The sequence below is a fragment of the Marinomonas maritima genome (assembly GCF_024435075.2).
In the GTDB taxonomy this organism is placed as follows: domain Bacteria; phylum Pseudomonadota; class Gammaproteobacteria; order Pseudomonadales; family Marinomonadaceae; genus Marinomonas; species Marinomonas maritima.
The window spans coordinates 197,949-219,310 of record NZ_JAMZEG020000004.1 but is presented as its reverse complement, the minus strand read 5'-3'; the positions used below and the strand labels follow the sequence as shown (position 1 = coordinate 219,310).

The following is a 21,362-nucleotide window of genomic DNA, read 5'->3' as shown; positions in this document are numbered from 1 at the left end:
GTTTTTCCGTACTTTAGCGCAGCGTCACTTTTGGTTTACCAATACAAATGTCTGTTTTGCATGTTGAGATACAAGGCAGAAAGTAGCCGCTTTCTTTTTCTTTTTCATTGAGGCCGCGGGGCAATCGATTGGCGTAATCAACGTCACCAGAAAGTAACGGCGTTAGACAGACGCCACATACACCGTTGGTACAGGCTTGTTTAATGGGTATTCCGTTTCTTACCAAGGTATCCAGTATCGTTTCGCCTTGCTCGCTGACAACCCATTGCTCGGGCTCTAAAAAAGACAGTTTGATACGTTTCTTTTGCACAAGACGTTTTTCCTTCTGTTAATCTTCCATTAACTTTACCATGATATTAATAGGGCGACGGTAGTCTGATACACGCCGAATAATAACAATAATGGGTTCAAACGTAGACAATGACAGAGCAAAATAAAAAAACGTTATTGGTTGTCGATGATGATCAAGATATTCGCCTGCTTCTATGTGATGCCTTATCACAAAAAGGGTATCAAGTACGGGAAGCTGAAAATGGTCACCAGATGTGGCTTCATTTAGACGCGGAACCTATTGATTTGGTGTTGATGGATTTGTATCTCCAAGAAGAAGACGGCTTGAGCCTTGCTCGCGATGTTCGAGCGCGGTTCCTTATGCCAATCATGATGTTGACAGGCAAAGGCGATGAAACCGATCGTATCTTAGGGCTTGAGTTGGCCGCTGACGATTACATGATGAAGCCGTTTAATTTACGAGAGTTAACGGCTCGGATTCACGCCTTATTACGTCGCGCTTATCACGCATCTCCAGCCTTGACTAATACCATCAATCAAGATCATGACTGCTTGAACTTTGGCGGTTGGGTATTGGACTTAACCGCTCGCCTCTTACATGATCAAGACGGTAAGTGTGTGACTTTAACTCTAGGTGAGTTTTCTTTGTTGGAGGTGTTGGCGCACCATCCAGATCGGATTTTTTCCCGTGAACAACTGATAGAAAAAAGCCGAGGTCTGGACACTGAGGTGTTTGACCGTACCGTGGATGTATTGATTTTACGACTGCGCCGAAAAATAGAAGCAAATCCGAAAACCCCCGAATTTATTAAGACGCAACGTGGACTTGGGTACTTCTTCCAAGGCCCAGTACGGAAAAACTAAATGCGCTTTACCAGTATCCGTCAAAAAGCATCTTTGTCTATTTTAGCGATAAGTGTGGTGGCGTTTTTTATGGTTGGTATCGGCTGGCAATCCATGCGAGTCAGTGAAGCGTCTTTGTCCGAATTTGAATCGAAAATCTTACCTGAAATCAGTACCTCATTGACCCTAGCCGAAGGCGTTGCTCAATTAGCCGCCATTGCGCCATACACGGCCGGATCTGGCCGCCCGTTCCAGTTACAAACAGAGTCCGAACGCATTCATCGTCGTATTCTTGAATTACGTGGCGTTGCCGACAGTTTGACCGATTCTTTTTTTCAGCGTGATATTGACGACCGTCTAGATGATTTGCAAACGACTTTAGAAGAGTTGGTAGCCTTGGTAAGAGAAGAGTTGTATCTGCGTGAAGACAGCTTGGCTCAGCAGTTTCGTATACGGCAATTGTCACCCTCTGATGAGGCCGCCAGTGTAAACAGCCAACAGGGTTTAATTTGGTTGCTGCAGTTATTAGAGTCGCCTAGTTTGGTGCCGGAGAACATGGTGAAAAGCTTAAATCTGTCGACGCAAAGTAGCCAAGTGTCGAGCATTACCGATGACTTATTAATGGCTCACCGTCGTTTAACTCAAATCCAAGAGCGCAAAAATTACTTACTCATTTCTATTCGTGCTAAATCTGAGCAGTTAAGTGAACAGGTTAGTGACTTCGTGGGCGGGTTACAGAAAAAAGTAAGTCGTCAGCGCCAAGACGTCTCTGCGTTGGTAACCCGAGGGCAAAATTGGATTATAGGTATTTCTGTCTTTCTTTTGTTGGGTCTGACTCGGTTGTATTTGTACAGTCAGCGTATGACAAAGGATTTGGGAGTGGTTACCAATGACATGGAACAGCTGTCTTTAGGGCGCGTAGATTCAAAACGCACCGCCATACGCCGGCATGATGAAATCGGTACTTTAGCAGATACATTCGAAGTCTTTCGCCGCGACGCCCTAAGGCGTTTGGAAGTGACCGCAGAGTTGTCAGAGCAAAAACGGCTACTGGAAACCATTTTCGATAACATGAACGATGGCTTAAGTGTGTTTTCAGCAAAAGGCACGCTGGTCGCTTGGAATTCGGGTTATCAAAAGTTGTTTGATTTATCGGATGACGATTTGAGTGTTGGTATGTCGATTGATGACGTTCAACATTTGATTAACCGTGGTCAGCATAAAAACCTCAATCTCGAAAATCAGCAAGTTCATATGGACGAGGTGAATGTCACGCGTCATCTGCGTTTTCAAAGCTTTGAGCGTCATTTCGATTCCGGAAAAATTGTCGAATTCCGTTCCAAACCTATGCCAGAAGGCGGATTTGTGACGCTCTACACGGACTTAACAGAACGTAAGAGTGTAGAAAGCCAACTGCGTCAGGCACAAAAAATGGAAATGCTTGGACAACTTACCGGTGGCGTCGCTCATGATTTTAATAATCTATTGGCGGCGATTATGGGTAACTTACAAATGTTGTCAGACTCACGACCACAGACCAGCGATCAAGCCAGATACATAGAGCGTGCGCTCGTCGTGTCGGAGAAAAGTAGTAATTTAGTACAACGTTTACTGGCGTTTAGCCGCCGGCAGCAACTTTTCCCTGTGACCATTGGAGTTGATGATTTAATTGAAGGTATGTTGGACTTGGTTGAGTACAGCGTGGGCACTCACATCCATGTTGAAAGCGATTTGCAGTGTCCTAATATTATGAGTTTGATTGACCCTTCGCAGCTTGAAAATGCTTTGTTGAATTTATCTTTGAACAGCGCGAGTGCAATGCCTGACGGTGGCAGATTATCCTTTTCGACTACGCTCTGTACCTTGCCCGACAGCGAGGTTCCTGCGATTCGCATACAAGTAGAAGATTCAGGCGAAGGTATTTCAGAAGGCGTTATAGGGCGAATCTTTGAGCCTTTCTTCACCACCAAGCCAGTGGGTAAAGGCAGCGGCTTGGGGTTGAGTATGATTTACGGTTTTGTAAAACAAAGTGGCGGTGAAATAAAAGTTACCTCAGGGAAAGGAAAATGGACACGGGTTTGTTTGTTTTTGCCTCAGCAAATAGTGCCAACAGAAGCGTTATCTGATGATAAAGAAATATCTCAAGACAATGAAACACAGCAACAGACAATCTTACTGCCTGAACGCAGTGTGGTTTGGTTAGTAGAAGACGACGAAGAGGTGTGTCGTGTGATGCGCGAGCAATTGGAAAAAATGGGCTTTATGGTACAGCATTTTGACCGGGCAGAAGCCGTGATCGATGCGCTAAACAACGCTCTTATTCCTGACGCCATCGTGTCTGATGTGAACTTAGCAGGCACCATGAGCGGAGTAGAGCTTGCTCACAATATTAGAGTGGATACTTCAGGCTTTAGGGGGCCAATATTACTGATGTCTGGTTTACCTAAAGATGAGTTGAAGCAAAAATATCAGTTAAAAGAAAATGATTTATTTATCTCAAAGCCTTTTACTATCAAGGCGTTAAGTCGAATATTTCAGATACAACGTTGAAATATTACAAATGTTACAAAAAAAAATTAAGGATGACATTATTCATTAGTTTTTGATCTCCATAGTGGTTTGTTAGAAACAGAGTCGGGGCTGGATCTGTTTTGTCATGGCGTTACTGCCGATAATAAAAACAAAAAACTGGAGTTAAAAAAACAATGAAATTCATGCATCGCATTCCTTTTAAAACATTCGCTTGTCTAGTCGCGGCGGGTACATTGTCTACCGTGGCTATCGCAGAAACTCCCATCATTGGTCTTATCACCAAAACGAATACCAATCCATTTTTCGTTAAAATGAAAGAAGGCGCCCAGCAAAAAGCAGAAGAGCTGGGTGTTGAGTTGCGTACATTTGCGGGGCGCTATGATGGTGATAACGAATCACAAGTGCAAGCCATCGAAAACTTAATATCCGCTGGCGCAAAAGGCATTCTGATTACACCAAGCGATACCGCCGGTATTGTTCCTACCATTCAAAAAGCACGTGATGCAGGTTTGCTGGTTATCGCGTTAGACACACCGCTTAGTCCTGCCAGTGCCGCAGACATGACCTTCGCGACGGATAATTTTAAAGCCGGCGAAATGATTGGAATGTGGGCGAAAGCAAAAATGGGCGATAAAGCCAAAACCGCAAAAATTGCTTTGCTTGATTTAAGCACAAGCCAAATCACGGTGGACGTTGCACGTGATCAAGGTTTCTTGAAAGGTTTTGGTATTGATATTAAAGACCCTAAGCGCATGGGTGACGAAACTGACCCTCGTATTGTGGGTAACGATGTAACACAAGGTTCTGAAGAGGGCGGTCGTCGTGCGATGGAAAACCTACTTCAAAAAGACCCTGAACTGAACTTGGTTTATACCATTAACGAACCTGCCGCAGCGGGTGCGTATGAAGCACTAAAATCATTTGGTCTAGAAAAAGACGTGTTGATAGTATCCGTTGATGGTGGTTGCCCAGGTGTTCGTAATATCAAAGATGGCGTGATCGGCGCTACCTCTATGCAATTCCCTCTTAAAATGGCGTCAGAAGGTGTAACGGCCATCGTCGAGTTTGCAAAATCTGGCTCACGTCCTTCTGCATCAAATGGTCTAGATTTCTTCGATACAGGCGTTCAGTTAATTACGGATGAGCCAGTGAAAGGCGTTCAATCTGTGACGTCTAAAACTGGTTTGGCGATGTGCTGGGGCTAATGAATATCTTGTGATAGATGGGCGAAGGTGCCCGTATTTGCCGTTAGTCAGAAGTGGCTAACGGCCTTTTTCCTGTCTGGAGTAATCTATGAGTTCAACCGATTCAAAGCCTTCAACGGCGGCGCTTGATCACGATAAAGTGGCAGATCAAGCCAGTAGTACCTATGTTGCTACATTTGAGCGTAAGGAAACGTTCCTGCAGCGCTTTCAAAAATTTCTTCATCAATACCCGATTGCAGCGCCTAGTATTGTTTTAATATTGGCGATTGCTGGCTTTAGTTTGATCGTTGGTGGGCGTTTTTTACACCCATTTAACCTGTCTTTAATACTGCAACAAGTCACCATTATTGGAGTGATTGGTGTTGCACAAACTTTAATTATTTTAACCGCGGGTATCGATTTATCTGTGGGTGCGATCATGGTCTTGGCATCGGTAGTGATGGGCCGTATGGCGATGGATTATGGTTTTGAAGCATGGCTTGCCTTATTGATAGGTATTGGCGTCGGTGCGATTGCAGGTTTTATAAACGGCTTGTTGATTACGCGTATGAAACTGCCGCCTTTTATTGCCACGTTAGGTTCATGGAACGTCTTTTTTGCACTGAACTTATGGTATTCGAAGAGTGAAACCATTCGTTCTCAAGACATCAGTGCCGCCGCGCCATTACTACAATGGTTAGGTGAAACGATTAACGTGTTTGGTGCCAGATTAACGTATGGTTCTCTATTGATGTTAGGCATCTTTTTCATCATTTGGTACGCCTTGAATTGGACGCCATGGGGGCGTCATGTCTACGCCACGGGTGATGATCCAGCGGCGGCGAAGTTAGCAGGCATTCGCACCGATCGTATTTTGTTATCGGTTTATATTTTAGCCGGTGTGGTGTGCGCGCTGGGTGCGTGGGTATTGATTGGCCGTATTGGTTCGGTCAGTCCTCAAGCGGGTTACACGACAAACTTGGATAGTATTACCGCCGTGGTGATTGGTGGTTGTAGTTTGTTTGGTGGACGAGGTTCTATTTATGGCACCTTGATTGGCGCCTTAGTTGTCGGCGTGTTTCGTAATGGTTTGGCACTCGCGGGTGTCGATGTTCTATGGCAGGAATTCACCGTCGGTATTTTGATTATTGTCGCCGTTGGTGTGGATCAGTGGATCAGAAGAGGGACAGCATAATGGTAGCTCAATACGATCAGACCCCAGTGTTACAAACGAAGAATTTAGTCAAACGTTATGGCAGTGTAACGGCGATAGACCACGCTGATTTTGAGCTTTATCCAGGCGAAATATTGGCGATTATTGGTGACAATGGCGCCGGTAAATCCTCTTTGATTAAGGCATTGTCTGGCGCGCTGACGCCAGACGAAGGTGAAATTTTTCTAGACGGTAAGCCGGTACGCTTTTCGTCACCGATGGAAGCGCGTGCCTTGGGCATTGAAACGGTTTACCAGAACTTAGCCGTGTCTCCTGCTCTTAACATCGCAGACAATTTATTCTTAGGCCGAGAATTGCTAAAACCCGGTATTTTAGGCTCTGTGTTTCGCATGCTGGATAAAAAAGAAATGGAGCGACGTGCCCGCGAAAAAATGGCCGAATTAGGATTAATGACCATCCAAAATATCAACCAAGCTGTGGAATCGCTTTCTGGTGGTCAGCGTCAAGGGGTGGCGGTAGCGCGTTCTGCTTTGTTTGGGAGTAAAGTGGTGATCATGGATGAACCGACGGCAGCGTTGGGTGTGAAAGAATCTCGCCGAGTATTGAATCTCATTAAAGAAGTCCGTGACCGTGGTTTGCCTATTATTTTGATTAGCCATAATATGCCTCACGTTTTTGAGGTCGCAGATCGCATTCATATTCACCGGTTGGGTAAGCGGGCGGCAATTGTAACGCCTCAGTCTCATTCCATGTCAGACGCCGTAGCAATCATGACTGGCGCGATGGACGTTGAGAGCTCAGGCGAAGCCGCTTAAGGCCGTCATAGCGCTATCTTGCTGCTGTTAGCCAGAGTAGAATAGCGACTCGTTTTATGCTGTCACTTAGAGGAAGTACAATGAATTTTATACAATGGACGGCAACCTTAGCCAATAAAGTACACCAGCATTGGGTGACGCGTCGTTTTATGCCTAGTGTTGTTGCCGCTTCTATTGTGGTTGTGTTGCTTTCTCCTTTGTCTTCTCAATCCTCCGAACCTCAGCCGCTTAAGTCGATAGGGATCAGTGTCGCCGATTTGGGCAATCCTTATTTTGTAGAGTTAGTTGAAACCGTCGCCTCAAAAGCAGAAGCGTTGGCGGGTGAGCCCGTAAAAATGCTGATTCGTTCAGACGCGTACGATTGGCAGAGACAAATTGGTCAAATTAATGACTTTATCGAGCAAAAAGTCGACTTGATCGTGTTAACCGCCGCGGATGAATATAAGGTGGCGGCCGTGGTGGCGAAAGCGCAACGCGCTGGTATTAAAGTGATCGCAGTCGATGTGAATGCCCATGGCGCCGACGCAACGATTACCACAGACAACGTGCAAGCGGGGGTGGTGGCTTGTGAAAAGCTGGCGAATAAAATGGGCTATAAAGGCGATTTTGTGATTATAAATGGCGTCTTGGTGTCCTCCGTCATTGAACGGGTTGCTGGCTGTAAATCGGCATTGAATAAATACCCCAATATAACTTTGTTAAGTGATCGTATGAACGGCACGGGCAGTGTTGAAGGTGGAATGGAAGCCATGACGTATTTGATGGAAGAGTATGACCACATCGATGCGGTCTTTACGATAAATGACCCTACGGCCTTTGGTGCGTTGCGCGCGGCTCTGCAAGCTAACCGCAATGAGTTTATATTAGCCTCTGTGGATGGTGCACCATTTGCTCTTGACCTTATACAGCAAGCCAACAATCCTTGGATTGCTACCGCCGTACAGCGCCCTGTTCAGATGGCAGAAAAAGCCATCGAAATTGGTATGGCCTTGTTAGAAGGGCGAGATGTCCCACAGCGGTTTATTTTGATTCCCGCGGTTTTGGTCGAAAAACACTAACCTGTATTTCATTGTTGGTCTTTGTGAATAAGGGCGTTAAGCTATTGCCCTTCATTGATAGAGGCCAGTAATGGACACATCTGCATTATTCTCACAAATCTTTAATACCGTTTTTCCTTTAGCCAGCATCGTGTTGGTGGCATTTTTGTATGCGCGAGTCCGGCCAACGGACATGACGGTTGCGAATCGTTTAAACATCAGCGTATTTTGTCCTGCGCTGATATTTTCAGTGATGGCATCGAAAGACTTTCATATTACGCAATATTTAGATCTGATACTGGCGGCGACGGCCGTGGTCTTGGGGTCTGGGTTATTGATTTGGCCTCTGTGTAAATGGCTGAAGATATCGCCTAAAACACTCGTCCCTCCGATGATGTTTAATAACAGTGGGAACTTGGGCATTCCTCTCATCATACTGGCATTTGGTGAATCGGCTTTGCCCATTGCAGTAGTATTGTTTTTAACGGAAAACCTGTTGCATTTTACCGTTGGCATGTATTTGATTAACCCGAAATCCAACCTGCTAAATGTGTTCAAAATGCCGATGGTGATTGCCACGATGCTCGGCTTGGTATGGAGTTTTCAGGGTTGGACGTTAGCGCCTGCGGCTAAGGTTTCTGTCGACATGCTCGGACAAATTGCGATCCCGCTGATGTTATTCGCGCTCGGTGTGCGTATGACGAGTGTGGATTTTAGTCAGTGGAAAATTGGCGTAATCAGTGGTTTTTTGTGCCCTCTAAGTGGCCTGATTATTGCTGTTATTTGGCAATATACCGTAGGAATTCCAGCCGAATATTTTGGTTACTTGTTGATATTTGCCTGTTTACCCCCTGCCATACTCAACTACATGGTAGCTGAACTGTATCAACAAGAACCTCATAAAGTGGCCTCTATTGTTCTGATTGGTAATTTGATGAGCGTAGGGATCATTCCTTGCGTGCTGTTTTATGTTTTATAAACAATTATCTGGGTTAAAAGTATGATGGTACAAATTGGTTTAATCGCGTTGCTGGTGGTGGTGTACGTCATTCTTTCGCGTTTTTTGAAGTCCAGTGTTGCTTTGTTAGGGCGCTCAAAGTCTGCGAATGAAGTTCGTATTACTTATGTTTCTAAGATGCTAAACCTCGGCTTTACCGCTGTTTTCGTTTTATTGGTGTGTTTGGTATTGGGCATTGGTTACGGTCAATTGGCGATTTTTTTCTCGTCTGTTTTTGCGGTAGTTGGCGTCGCGTTATTTGCTCAGTGGTCAATTTTGAGCAATATTACCGCCAGCTTAATTATCTTCTTCGGCTTTCCTTATCGTGTTGGTGATTGGGTGAAAGTGGTCGATAAGGACGATGAAATATTAGGTCAAATCCTTGAAATATCGTCATTTCATGTGATTATTCATCGATTATCGGGAGACGTAGTAACTTATCCAAATAGCCTGATATTGCAAAAAGCGGTTGTGCGCTTTGCGAATAAAGAAGCTGCCCAAGCGATGAGTCAATTTACCGTTAAGCTAGTAGAGGATGAAGTAACGACGCCACCTTCGGTTTGAGTGAAAAACAATCAACTTTTTAAGATTTAGCGGATCTGTGTCATACTAAGAAGCGTTCATATTTTCGACAGGGGAGTATCTCGTGAAATCTGATCCGCAGGCCTTATTAAAAAATAACGATAAGCTTATTCATTCGGATTCGCTTAAAGTCAAATCCCATGCGCAGCGCCCCCAAGAAGACTGGGTACTGCACACTCTCATGATAGAAGGCTACGACGTCCCGTTTCGTTTTAAGCGACAAGGTAAATATCGTACCCTGCGCGGTGCGTGGGTAAATTTAACCTACTACCCAACGCAAGAAATGGTCGCAGGCATTCCAGTCGAAATTATGAAGGTCGTGCGGGTTAAACGTACATAATGGGTAAGTTTTATTGTCTGGTAATCTTCTGCTTTTATTCTGAATGATATGAACTTAATATGGCGGCACCTGTCTTTATGTCAGGAATTTATTGTCGCGATTTTGCATATTAGGTAGAAGTAATGGAAACAAGTCGTTCTGAAAGTTTGTTTACTACGATGAAGCGCATCGAGCGCAGTGCGTGGTTTCAAGGCTTTATCATCAGCATCATTATTGTTGCCGCATTAACGGTTGGCGCCAAAACCTATTCTTTGCCTTATGGTATTGATAAAGCGATTAATTATTTAGATAACTTCATTACCGTTTTCTTTCTTGTCGAACTCAGCTTGCGTTTTCTAGCCTGCGACGATAAACGTCATTTCTTTAAAGATCCTTGGAATATTTTTGATACTGTTATTGTTGTCGGTAGCTTAATGCCGATTTCTGAAACCGAGATGATTCTTGTCGCACGCTTACTGCGAGTGTTCCGAGTCTTGCGTCTGGTTTCTATCATTCCAGATTTACGCTTTTTGATTAACGCTTTGCTCAAAGCCATTCCGAAGATGGGCTACATCGCCTTGTTGATGTTCATCATCTTCTATATTTTTGCCGCCGTTGGTTCTATCTTCTTCCATCAAGTCAACGAGACGCTGTGGGGTGACATCGCCATCTCAATGCTGACACTGTTCCGAGTGGCCACGTTCGAGGATTGGACCGATGTCATGTACGAAACCATGGAAGTCTATCCGTTCAGCTGGATCTTCTACATCATCTTTATTTTCTTAACGGCATTTGTATTTTTAAACATGATGGTCGGCGTTGTACTGGATGTAATGACACGAGAAACCGCAGAAGAAGAGCATGAGAATCAAGAAAATAACCATCACGCATTGGTAGCTCAAATCTCTGAGTTACAAGCACAGGTTGCTCGTCTTGCCGATAAAATAGATGAGCAAAATGATCGGAGAGAATAATCACCGCATCAAATAGTTACGTTAAAATTTAAGTGTCCCGCTGGCTAACTTTTTTTAGCCAGCGGCCGCCGAATGTGTTTAATATCAAGCCTAATAAGACAATAAAAATTCCTGTCCATTGCATGATACTCACCGTTTCAGACAGAAAAATTTCTGCCGACGTCAGTCCGACAACAGGCACGCCTAATGTCAGTGGGGCCACGGTTGCCGCCGGATAACGAGATAATAAATAGCTCCATAAGCCGTATCCTGCCAAGGTTGCAAACAGCGATAAATACGCCAGTGTTGCCATGGTTTTTAGGTTCAAATTTACGATATTGCTCCACATGATGTCGCCGCCATCGATAAAATACGCGCATAAGAAGAAAGGAATCGCTGGCACCCAGCTCGACCAAACGATGAGATTTAGATTGGCATCATAGCCTTTTCGACTGATGATCTTGGTGAAAATATTACCCAGCGCCCAGCTAGAGCCCGCCGCTAAGGTTAAACCAAACCCAAGTGCCGTCATGGTGGAATCGTCATTATCAAAACCGATGACCGCTAAGCCGCCAATGGCAATCCCGATGGCGAGTACTTGATAAGGACGAACCGCTTCTTTTAATAATAGAACAGCAAACAGCAGGGTAAAAATGGCCTGAGATTGTAGAACCAAAGACGCCAATCCCGCTGGCATACCAAACGACATGGCGCTGAATAAAAATGCAAATTGTCCGAAGTTCAACGACAAGGCATAGCCAATACACCAAAGCAGCGGTGTTTTCGGACGAGAAAAGAAGAAACAGCCAATCATCCCGATGACCAAGAATCGCAAGCCACCTAACATCATGGGTGTTAACTCATCCAACCCCCAGCGCATCACAATAAAGTTAAAGCCCCATGCCACAATAATAATGAGCGCTAAAAACATATCCTTGCGAATCATAGTGAATCCTTAACCGTGATGTTGGAGCAAAAAGAAGCTCATCACTCTACGTGTTTTAAGGTAGCTTGCACATGGACAGATTAAGAAAGAACGGAGGACACAGATTGGAACAGACCATAAAATGATCTGTTCCACATAGCGCAATAGGAGATTATGGCAACCCCGTCATCAATAACTTAATGCCATACGATGCTGAAAACACGGCGACAAAGCCCGCTAAATAAAGAAGCAAAAACCATTGCCATGATTTGAGTTTGGCCAGTTTAGCTTGGAGGCGTTTTAGCATCAGTATCCCTCCTGATAATCTTCTACTTTGCCAGCAAAGACGCGATAACCCCAAAAGGTGTAAGCGCAAATCAGCGGCACAAAAATACAAATGCCAGGTAAGAGGAAAAGCAAGCTGCTGTCTGGTGACGCGGCGTCCATAAAGGTTAATTGTCTTGGAATCAGGTAAGGAAATAACCCGACAACCAGACCGGCAAAGCCAAGTAAAAAGAGCGTAGCGGCGTACCAAAATGGTCGACCCTCGTGGTGGTTTTCTCCGATGGAATGATGGTGTAAGTCTTTCCACGCCAATACGGCGACAACCAAGGTGATAATTGGCAAGGGCGATAGCCACAAGAAGTTGAGGCCAGAAAACCAGCGCTGACGAATGTCTACTTGGCTGGCCACGGTCCATAAACTCACGATAACCATGGCTAAAATAGTGATGAGCAAGAGTCGCTTAGCCAATTTGGCCGAGTGGGCTTGAATGCGTCCGCGACTTTTCATGAACAAGTAACATGCGGCCAATAATGCATAACCTGCCATCACAGAAAATCCCGTGAGGATAGAAAACGGCGTTAACCAATGTAAACTGGATAAGCTATCAACATCGGTTGGAACGCCCTGTACGAGTGAACCCAGCAACATACCTTGGCAAAACGCGGCGATTGCCGAACCTGCGCTAAAGGCGACATCCCAATAAGGTCGAGATGTATCGGATTTGAAGCGATATTCGAACGCCACGCCGCGAAAGATCAATGCAAACAGCATTAGCATAATAGGTAAATAAAAGGTTGACGTAATACCAGCGTAAGCAGCCGGAAACGCAGCAAATAACACCACACCGCCAAACACCAGCCAGGTTTCATTGCCATCCCAAACGTGTGAAATAGAACGCATTAAGTGGTCGCGTTCGTCGTCTTGATTAAACCAAGGGTAGAGAATGCCAATGCCTAGGTCGAAGCCATCCAGCAACACATACATAAAAATGGCGAAACCTAAGACAAGGAAGTAGAAAAGAGCCAAATCCATTATTTATCTCCCTGTGCTTTGTTTTGTGATTCGTTAGATTGTGGTTCGTTAGTTTGCAGTTCTTTATGTTGCAGTGTTTTCACCCAAGCCAACGCGTATCCCGGCGCTTTCATACCGATGAGTTGCTGCTCCAGCGCTGCCATTGACGGCGGCCCTTTCTTGATTAGCTTGCGCATGAAGTAGAGGTAAACGCCGATCAGTAAACTGTAAATAATCACAAACATGATCAGAGTAAAGAGCACGCGCTCCGGCGGTAACGGCGAGACGATTTCAGAAGTACGCACCAAGTTGTAGACGATCCAAGGTTGCCGACCGATCTCGACCACGTACCAGCCAGCCAGAACCGCAATGACACCCATAGGAGTAAATAGCGTGACCAAAGCAAGGAAGGGTTTGTTCTCGAACAAGCGACCTTTGCGGCGTAATAACAGCGCCAAAACAGCGATGCCCATCATGCCAAATCCAATACCCACCATGACGCGGAACGACCAAAAAACCAGCGGCACATTGGGTCTGTCTTCTGGTGGTACGGCTTTCAAACCTTGCACCGCGCCATCCCAAGAATGCGTTAAGATCAAACTGCCGAGATTGGGAATACCGACTTCATAATCGTTTGATTCGGTTTTCATGTTTGGCATCGCGAACAGCAACAGCGGTACGTTTGCTTCTTCGGCTGGCCAAATGCCTTCCATCGCGGCGAGTTTCGTTGGTTGATGTTCTTGCACGTTCAAACCGTGCATGTCGCCAATCCACGCTTGCAGCGGCGTGAGTACCAAGGCAAACCACATGCACATGGATAAGCCTTTTTTGGCGAAAGGAATGTTCTTCTTTTTCAATAGGTAATACGCGCTAATGCCAGCCACCACGAAGGTCGCGGTGATCAACGATGCGACGACCATGTGAGTGAGACGGTAAGGCATAGAAGGGTTGAAGATGACTTCCATCCAACTTTCGACTTCAAATTTGCCATTAATGATCTTGTAGCCGGTTGGCGTTTGCATCCAAGAGTTCGCCGCAATGATCCAAAATGCAGAAATCCAAGTACCAGTCATTACCACAAGGGTAGAGAAAAAATGCAGCTTACGACCGACGCGCTGCCAGCCAAATAGCATGACACCCAAGAAGCCGGCTTCCATGAAAAATGCGGTTAAGACTTCGTACGCCATCAATGGTCCAAGTACTGCGCCGGTGATTTCAGAAAATTTGGAAAAGTTGGTGCCAAACTCGTAAGACAACACGATGCCAGAGACCACACCCATGCCGAAGGTGATGGCGAAAGGCTTGATCCAAAACTTGGCGAGCTGCAAATAGTAAGGGTTATGAGTTTTCAACCACAAACCTTCCCAAATCGCGATCAGCGTGGCCAAACCAATGGTGATACTGGGGAAAATGATATGAAAGCTCACCGTAAAAGCGAACTGGATACGAGATAAGATAGCGACGTCGAGGTCCATTTTAGTATTAACCTATTTAACAGAAGAAACGAGTGAAAGGCATAAGTTGTAAACCATTAAGTGTTCTTGTTGATTCTAATCGTGCGCATTTGCTGTAACGCTAAAGGAAATAAGGCCAAGCCCACAATGCTAAAAAGTGCGATGATTTCAGTCATAAAAAAGCCAGTATTCATAATGCCTACTCCGTTAATAAGGAAAGTATTGAGATAGATCAATAAAGTTGCTTATCTAATAGCAATCGCTAGGCCAATTTTTTAATGTCTTTATCTATTTGATTTTAAAGGAATAATTTTTAATTTTGCGTGAGCCGTAAAAGAGGTTTACGATTTCCACACTTATTGGTGTAAACGAGGTTTACAGTTTGACGCTCTCATTACTGTTCGAAGTGGCCATGTTGGTTTCCAGCGTGTGTGGTTTTCTGGTGGCGGCTTGGTTACTGTGGCGCGCCCGTAAACAAGGCGATCTACAGGCCTTGGCGGGTTTTGCCATCATGATGGCCATTTGGTGTTTTGGTCACGTTGTCTTGTTCCAAGGGTATGAAACAGTGGGGATTCATATCATCTTGGCGAACCCGCTCATGCCGACGTTCTTTCTGCATTTTGCCATTCGATTTGTAAATTCTGGCGCGGCGAAAGAGGTCATGCTTGATCGACTGCTGCAAGCCATTCCGTGGTTTTACGCCACCAGTTTGGCCGTGGTATTACAAAGCTGGTGGATGGGCGCGGGTGACTCCATTGGCACTTTAGACACGCGTTCGTTCTTCATTTTTACCGATGCAGGAACATGGAATCTGGCGTATACCGTCTTGACCGGTATGCTGGCGCACGGGGTTTTGTTGTTCGGTTGGTATCGTCATTCGGGCAATAAAAAGCGCTCGATTCTCGCCATGTTTGGTGTGGGCGCTTGGGGCTTGTTGTTAGCAACCAGCTTTGTGTTTCCTTCCTTTGGTATTAGCTGGTTTCCGTATCCTATGCTGTTATTACCGACGTATTTGTTGCTCTTGGTTTACGCCGTGGTGCGCTATCAAATTCTTTCCGTCAACGCCTTTGCCAACCGCGCTTTGCTTTGGGTCGCCATGATGCTGGTGATTCTGTGTTTGATTGCCGTGATCAGTGTGGTGTCGGGTCGAGTTGGTTTACAGGCGCTAGCGGATGTTCCAAGCTGGCAATTATGGTTGTATTCGGTGTTGATGTTAGTGATGTCGGCGTTGATTTATCAGCCTCTAAATCGACTTATCTCTCGTGTTATTTACCCTGGTGCGGTATTGAATGAAACCGTGCTGGAAGTGTGGTCGAGTCAGTTAAAAGAAGCGCAAGACTGGACTCAGTTGATTGGCATTGGTGAGCGTTTACTGTCTTCTCAGATCAGGCAAAACGTAGATATAAGATTGGATTCTGTTGATGAAAAGCAGGCAGACAATGGACAAACATTGGCGCTGAGTGTGTTTCGATCCGAGTCGGGCTGGCGTTTTTTATTGATAGGCTGGAATGATGCGAGCCCAGGAATGAGACTGACGGCAGAAGTGTTTGGCTCCTTGTTTTCGACCAGCTGTGGTTTGTTGGAACGCTCTTTGGCATTGGCGGTTGCGGAGCGGAAACGCTTGGATGAACAACATCTTGTCGAGCTCGGCAGCTTGTCAGCGGCGATGGCGCATGAATTGCGTAATCCGCTTAATATTATCGCCATGGCGGCTTATGATTCGCCGCCAGAAACACGTCAGCATATTCAAACTCAACTGAAACGCGCGGATCGTTTGGTCAGCGACATGCTGGTGTATTCCGGTGGATTGACGCTGCAAATCAGCGCGACGCCATTGCGCGCCTTGGTGAAGAGTATTGTGGCGCCGGCTCAGTTAGAAGGCGTTTCTTGCGAGGTAAACATCGCCGAATCAATCATATTAGAAGCCGACCCGCAGCGCCTTCAGCAAGTCTTTATTAATTTGATCGACAACGCCGTGGCGTTTTCACGCAATCAGCCGGACGGGGAACTCTGCATTGAGGCGAGCATGAACACGGACTCGGTAGTGATTCACGTACACAACAACGGGCCTGCAATCGATGACAGTCTGCAAGGCGAGGCGTTGTTTCAGCCTTTCATGACCAAACGCGCGGGTGGCAGCGGTTTAGGGTTGGCCATTGTGCGTCGCATTGTCGATGCACACGGCGGTCGTATTCAACATCGTACTGACACGGCTTGGCCAGTCACTTTCGAGCTTATCTTGCCGCAACATTCAGTGCATTCCAGCGTAGGAAATCCTTCTCATGACACAAAATAAAATCCTTTTAGTGGACGACGAACCGGCGTTTCGTGAACTCGCGAGCCGCTGGTTGGCGAATCAAGATTACCATGTAAAAGCGGCTGGAAGTTTGGAAGAGGCTAGAAAGGTCATCGCGACGTTTGACGCGGATTTGGTGCTGCTGGATCTGTCCATGCCGCCGCATTTTGACCCACAAATTACTTTGGATTCCATGGCAGACTTTGACGGTCGTCCGGTGATTATTATCACCGGACATGCGGATCGGGATTTGGCGCTAAAAGCCGTGGCGCGTGGCGCGTGGGATTTTATCGCCAAGCCGATTGATCCCGACATGCTCGCAGTTGTAGTGCGTCGAGCGATCACTAAAACCACGTTAGAGCGAGAGCTGAATCAGCTCAAGCAATCGACCAAACAGCCAGAAGGTGCAGCGGCGTACATTGGTCATTCGACGAGTACTCAAAAAGTGCGTGCGCTGGTGGAACGCATCGCGCCAACTGACGTTCGCGTTTTGGTGACGGGGCCATCGGGTACAGGGAAAGAAGTAATTTCAAAAACGCTGCATGACTTGAGTCATCGCGCCGCGAAACCCTTTGTGTCCGTGCATTGTGGCGCGATTCCCGCGGACTTATTGGAAAGCGAGCTGTTTGGTTATGTGAAAGGTGCGTTTACTGGCGCAGAAAAAGACAAAGCCGGTTTATTGAGCTTGGCCGATGGTGGCACCTTGTTTCTTGATGAGATCGGGGAAATGCCGCTGGCGATGCAAGTCAAACTGTTGCGCGTTTTACAAGAAGGCACCTTCTTTCCCGTTGGCGGACGAGAGCAAAAACACATCGATATTCGTGTCATCTCGGCCACGAACGCGGATTTACTGAAAAAAGTCCGTGCAGGCAGTTTTCGGGAAGATTTGTATTATCGAATCAAAGGCGTGAACATTGAAACGCAATCCCTTGCTGAACGCTTAGAAGACGTGCCCGTTTTGCTGCAAGCGTTTCTCTCTCGTCTACAAAATCAGCAGGCCAAAAGTCTACAGCTGAGCTCCGGAGCCGTGCAATGGTTTCGTGATCAAACGTGGCCCGGCAATGTTCGAGAATTGAAAAATGCCCTTGAAAGCGTCGCGTCTATTTGTCCTCAAGGCCAGATCACCATGGAGGATATTCAACTATTGTACCCGAATGTGCAGCTTGCGAATCAAACAATAAACCGTTTTCCTGACACGGAAGAAACGCTGGATGAACAAGTGAAAGCGCTTGAAATTCGACTGATTCATCATGCCTTAGAGAAAAACCAAGGCAATCGCACCCAAGCCGCCAAACAGCTTGGTATTTCGCGACAGGGATTGATCAAGAAAATAGAAAGGTATGGGTTGTGAGTTGCTTCGTCGTGAATGGAATTAAGATAACGCGTCATTTGAAAATTCTAGAGTCAAACTCAAAATTGAGTTCTACAGCGGATTCAAAAACCACCTTCATGACTGGGTGATTTGGTTTTCTCACCTAGTGGCTAACTCTTCGAAAATAGAAACTTGTTCGCAGGTAGATATTGAAGATTTTTGCATAACAAAGGCGCTTGCCATGCAAAGTCCCATGTAGCTTTTTATTGTGGTACGGCGGCGTAGGCGACGATTTCGCACAGCATTTCTTCTCTTGCTAAACCAGCAACAATCATCGCCGCTCGATTCGGGTACGGTGCGGTAAAATATTCCGCATACACTTTATTGAAAACAGGTAATTGATCACGGCCTGTCACATAAATCAGTACTTGTGTGACATCGGACATGGATAGCTGGGCCGCTTCGATGGTGTGTTTGAAGTTGTCCATCGTCTGGCGAGCTTGTGCTTCTATCCCTCCTTTTACTACGTTACCTTCTACATCAATTGGAATTTGTGCGGTGGATAATTGACCGTTAGCAATGATGGCCCACTCAAGTGGAGCTTTGGAAGCGTATAACTCTGTTTTTACAGTTTGTTTTGTCATAATAAAATCTCGAAACGCGATGAATAAAAGAGCGGACGCTGCCGCTCTTAGTGAAAAATATCGTTATAACCCTTGTTCATCGGCCATTTTCTTCGCGATTTGTGGCGCGGTCCATAAGGACGGCAGCAGTACGAGAGAAACAGGCACGGCTGTGACAACGATAAAAGACTGCAGTGCCGAAATACCACCGGAGCCAATGGATATTAATATGGCGGCCATTGCGCCCATAATAATGCCCCAGAAAATGCGGATAGAGCTTTTCGGGTGATCTGTGCCTGTCATCACCATAGAAATGGCATATGTCATAGAGTCTCCGGTTGTGGCTACGAAAATCGTGGTAAGGATCAAAAAGAGTAATGAGATTAAAAAGCCCATTGGCAATTGTTCCGTGATGGCTAGTAATGCCGCAGGTAGGTTAAAACCAGTAAAAGGTTCAGAAATAATACCTGGATTTTCCAACTCAAATGCTAAGCCACTGCCACCGACGATCGTGAACCAGAAGCAGGTGATAATAGGCGCCACTACAGAGATCAGTAGAATCATTTCGCGAATAGTCCGACCGCGAGAGATACGTGCAACAAACATCGCCATGAGTGGACCATATCCTAGAAACCAACCCCAAAAGAATACAGTCCACCAGTTCAACCAACCTGGATCACCTCGGAAGGTCGCCATAGGAATGAAGTTGTCTAGATAAAGACCAAAGCCTTGAAGATAACCATCGATAATAAAACTGGTGGGACCAAAAATTAGGATAAAGGCCATCAGAATGACGGCCAAAATTACATTAGCGCGACTTAATATTTGAATGCCTTTCGCCACACCTGATACCGCCGAAATCGTGTAGATGCAGATTAACACTAAGAGAATAACTATCTGTGTCGTGTAAGTATTGGGAATACCAAACAATTTTTCTAGGCCAAAACTGACCTGTAGTCCAAGAAAACCAATCGGTCCCACTGTCCCCGCTACAACCGCCAATACACAGCAAGCATCCACAATTGAGCCGAAGGCTCCGGTCATGATGCGATCACCAAATACGGGGTACAACAAAGTGCGCGGTTTTAGAGGCAAGCCCTTTTCGTAATGTAGGTACATGTAGACAATACCGGTTAAGCTGCCAAGAATTGCCCACGCAAGAAAACCCCAGTGCATAAAGCTTTGAGCCAAAGCGTTATAAGCCGCGTCTATCGTCCCAGCATCACCACCAAATAAAGGAGGTGGTGACGTAAAGTGCGCCATGGGTTCTGCGGCTGCCCAGAAAACCCCCCCTCCCGCGAGTAAGGTACACATAATGATGGAGATCCACTGGAATGTACTGATTTCAGGGGATGTTAAGCCTCCTAATACAACCGACCCAGTCCGACCAATACAAAGCAATAAACCAATAACAAAGGTCAACAGCAAAAGTACTTGCCAGTAGGCACCAAAGTATTTTGTGGACGTCATAAACGCGGTATTTACCCAGGCAGACACCAAATCTATATCGTATAAGGCCAGTGCGCAAAACAGTGTTACGACACCGCCACTGATGAGAAAAACGGGTATATCTACGCCAGCATACCAACTATTTTGGTTTGCTGCCTGAGTCCCGCTGTTAGGCGGGGTTGTTTTATTTACTGTGCTCATGAATGTCTCCTGATGGATATTATCTTTATTTGAATCAGGGGCGCGCCGGTAAGACTAGCGTGCAGATTGAGGTAATGGTTGTAGTGCATCGTCAAAGAAGTTGAGCCAATTGAGCCCCATTATTCTTGCGACATTTTCTTCACTGAAACCACGTTTAAGTAGTCCATTAGTGATCGTTGGGAAATCACGACTGTCATGGAACCAAGCCAATGGCTTTGGCCAATCGGCGTTCGCTTTCGATCCTTCACCGTAGTCCATTTCTTTTGACCAGCTTCCATTACGCATCCATTCCAATACAGAAACTGGCTGTTCTTGGCACAGATCTGTGCCTATGCCTATGTGTTCCACGCCCATTAAATCGGCAGTTCGGGCAACCATGTCGCAAAAATCATTTAAAGTGCAGTCAGGCCCATTTTTAAGATGAAAGGGGTAAAGGCTAAATCCGAGTAAGCCACCAGATTCACCTAGTGTTTTAAGAACGTGATCCGACTTATTGCGTTTAGCGTGATGAAAGCTCAGAGGGTTGGCGTGTGAAATGACAATAGGACGCTGTGATAGCTCTATTGCGTCAAGCGTGCTTCTTTCTCCACTGTGACTCATATCAATGACCATGCCGACGCGATTCATTTCACGTATTACCTGTTGACCAAAACGTGTGACACCACTGTCTTCGGCCTCATAACAGCCGCATGCCAACAGGCTTTGGTTGTTATAGGTGAGTTGCATGATCATCATGTTGAGTTCTCGCATCACTTCGATCATGCCAATATCGTCTTCGATCGGGGAGCAGTTCTGAGCGCCAAACATGATACCTACTTTCCCCTGCTGCTTGGCATGTCGGATATCGGTCGTGCTACGAACGGGCATAATAAGGTCGGCGTTCATCTCAAAATGCCGATTCCATTCGGCAATGCGCTTAAGGGTGTCACGGGTTTGTTCATGGTACACAATCGTTGCGTGTACCATGGTGACACCCCCTTCATGAAGCTGCTTGAAAATTGCTCTATTCCAATTAGAGTATTGCAGGCCATCGATCACTATTAAGTCTTTGTGTAAGGCGTTATTCATGACTTAACTCC

20 protein-coding genes are annotated in these 21,362 nt (G+C 45.9%); 12 read left to right on the top strand and 8 right to left on the bottom strand.

Annotated features, from left to right (window positions below):
- Positions 1–13: 13 nt before the first annotated feature.
- Positions 14–310 carry a 2Fe-2S iron-sulfur cluster-binding protein gene (locus M3I01_RS16165; RefSeq protein WP_255896958.1) on the bottom strand — a complete coding sequence of 99 codons (297 nt, stop codon included), beginning with the start codon at positions 308–310 and terminating at the stop codon, positions 14–16.
- Positions 311–420: 110 nt separating this feature from the next.
- Here M3I01_RS16165 and M3I01_RS16160 point away from each other — a divergent pair, with 110 nt between their 5' ends.
- The 10 genes from M3I01_RS16160 (at position 421) to M3I01_RS16115 (ending at position 10,748) form a co-directional block, all read left to right on the top strand.
- Entirely contained in the window at positions 421–1,155 is a 735-nt protein-coding gene (locus tag M3I01_RS16160) for a response regulator (protein WP_255896957.1), read from the top strand.
- Complete coding sequence (locus tag M3I01_RS16155) at positions 1,156–3,684, top strand: PAS-domain containing protein (RefSeq protein WP_255896956.1); 2,529 nt, start codon at positions 1,156–1,158, stop codon at positions 3,682–3,684.
- A 155-nt stretch (positions 3,685–3,839) separates the two neighbouring features.
- Entirely contained in the window at positions 3,840–4,871 is a 1,032-nt protein-coding gene (locus M3I01_RS16150) for a sugar ABC transporter substrate-binding protein (protein WP_255896955.1), read from the top strand.
- An 88-nt stretch (positions 4,872–4,959) separates the two neighbouring features.
- Positions 4,960–6,045, top strand: a complete 1,086-nt coding sequence (locus M3I01_RS16145; RefSeq protein ID WP_255896954.1) for an ABC transporter permease — start codon at positions 4,960–4,962, stop codon at positions 6,043–6,045.
- Entirely contained in the window at positions 6,045–6,839 is a 795-nt protein-coding gene (locus tag M3I01_RS16140) for an ATP-binding cassette domain-containing protein (protein WP_255896953.1), read from the top strand. The genes M3I01_RS16145 and M3I01_RS16140 overlap by 1 nt, the downstream gene beginning before the upstream one ends.
- Positions 6,840–6,919: 80 nt before the next feature.
- Positions 6,920–7,897, top strand: coding sequence for a substrate-binding domain-containing protein (locus tag M3I01_RS16135; protein ID WP_255896952.1), 978 nt, complete (start codon positions 6,920–6,922; stop codon positions 7,895–7,897).
- 70 nt (positions 7,898–7,967) lie between these two features.
- Positions 7,968–8,855: an AEC family transporter gene (locus tag M3I01_RS16130; protein WP_255896951.1), complete on the top strand. Its 888-nt coding sequence runs from the start codon at positions 7,968–7,970 to the stop codon at positions 8,853–8,855.
- A 21-nt stretch (positions 8,856–8,876) separates the two neighbouring features.
- Positions 8,877–9,437: a mechanosensitive ion channel domain-containing protein gene (locus tag M3I01_RS16125; protein WP_255896950.1), complete on the top strand. Its 561-nt coding sequence runs from the start codon at positions 8,877–8,879 to the stop codon at positions 9,435–9,437.
- An 82-nt stretch (positions 9,438–9,519) separates the two neighbouring features.
- Entirely contained in the window at positions 9,520–9,795 is a 276-nt protein-coding gene (locus tag M3I01_RS16120; protein WP_112136188.1) for a hypothetical protein, read from the top strand.
- Between the two features lie 122 nt (positions 9,796–9,917).
- Positions 9,918–10,748 carry an ion transporter gene (locus tag M3I01_RS16115; RefSeq protein WP_255896949.1) on the top strand — a complete coding sequence of 277 codons (831 nt, stop codon included), beginning with the start codon at positions 9,918–9,920 and terminating at the stop codon, positions 10,746–10,748.
- A 28-nt stretch (positions 10,749–10,776) separates the two neighbouring features.
- Here M3I01_RS16115 and M3I01_RS16110 read toward each other — a convergent pair whose 3' ends face one another.
- The 4 genes from M3I01_RS16110 to M3I01_RS16095 form a co-directional block, all read right to left on the bottom strand.
- A complete protein-coding gene (locus tag M3I01_RS16110; protein ID WP_255896948.1) occupies positions 10,777–11,673 on the bottom strand; it encodes an EamA family transporter in 897 nt (298 codons plus the stop codon).
- A 151-nt stretch (positions 11,674–11,824) separates the two neighbouring features.
- Positions 11,825–11,959 carry a hypothetical protein gene (locus M3I01_RS16105; RefSeq protein WP_024024091.1) on the bottom strand — a complete coding sequence of 45 codons (135 nt, stop codon included), beginning with the start codon at positions 11,957–11,959 and terminating at the stop codon, positions 11,825–11,827.
- Positions 11,959–12,969 carry a cytochrome d ubiquinol oxidase subunit II gene (cydB, locus tag M3I01_RS16100; protein ID WP_255896946.1) on the bottom strand — a complete coding sequence of 337 codons (1,011 nt, stop codon included), beginning with the start codon at positions 12,967–12,969 and terminating at the stop codon, positions 11,959–11,961. The genes M3I01_RS16105 and cydB overlap by 1 nt, the downstream gene beginning before the upstream one ends.
- Entirely contained in the window at positions 12,969–14,423 is a 1,455-nt protein-coding gene (locus M3I01_RS16095) for a cytochrome ubiquinol oxidase subunit I (protein WP_255896945.1), read from the bottom strand. The genes cydB and M3I01_RS16095 overlap by 1 nt, the downstream gene beginning before the upstream one ends.
- Positions 14,424–14,784: 361 nt before the next feature.
- On the opposite strand from M3I01_RS16095, the gene M3I01_RS16090 reads away from it, so the two are divergent.
- Positions 14,785–16,698, top strand: a complete 1,914-nt coding sequence (locus M3I01_RS16090) for a sensor histidine kinase (RefSeq protein ID WP_255896944.1) — start codon at positions 14,785–14,787, stop codon at positions 16,696–16,698.
- Positions 16,685–18,049 carry a sigma-54-dependent transcriptional regulator gene (locus M3I01_RS16085; RefSeq protein WP_255896943.1) on the top strand — a complete coding sequence of 455 codons (1,365 nt, stop codon included), beginning with the start codon at positions 16,685–16,687 and terminating at the stop codon, positions 18,047–18,049. The genes M3I01_RS16090 and M3I01_RS16085 overlap by 14 nt, the downstream gene beginning before the upstream one ends.
- A gap of 224 nt (positions 18,050–18,273) precedes the next feature.
- Here M3I01_RS16085 and M3I01_RS16080 read toward each other — a convergent pair whose 3' ends face one another.
- The 3 genes from M3I01_RS16080 to M3I01_RS16070 all read right to left on the bottom strand — a co-directional run bounded on the left by M3I01_RS16080 (position 18,274) and on the right by M3I01_RS16070 (position 21,351).
- Positions 18,274–18,654: a RidA family protein gene (locus M3I01_RS16080; RefSeq protein WP_255896941.1), complete on the bottom strand. Its 381-nt coding sequence runs from the start codon at positions 18,652–18,654 to the stop codon at positions 18,274–18,276.
- 63 nt (positions 18,655–18,717) lie between these two features.
- On the bottom strand, positions 18,718–20,283 hold the full coding sequence (locus M3I01_RS16075; protein ID WP_275565192.1) for a BCCT family transporter: 1,566 nt from the start codon (positions 20,281–20,283) through the stop codon (positions 18,718–18,720).
- A gap of 54 nt (positions 20,284–20,337) precedes the next feature.
- Complete coding sequence (locus M3I01_RS16070; RefSeq protein ID WP_255896939.1) at positions 20,338–21,351, bottom strand: dipeptidase; 1,014 nt, start codon at positions 21,349–21,351, stop codon at positions 20,338–20,340.
- Positions 21,352–21,362 lie beyond the last annotated feature (11 nt).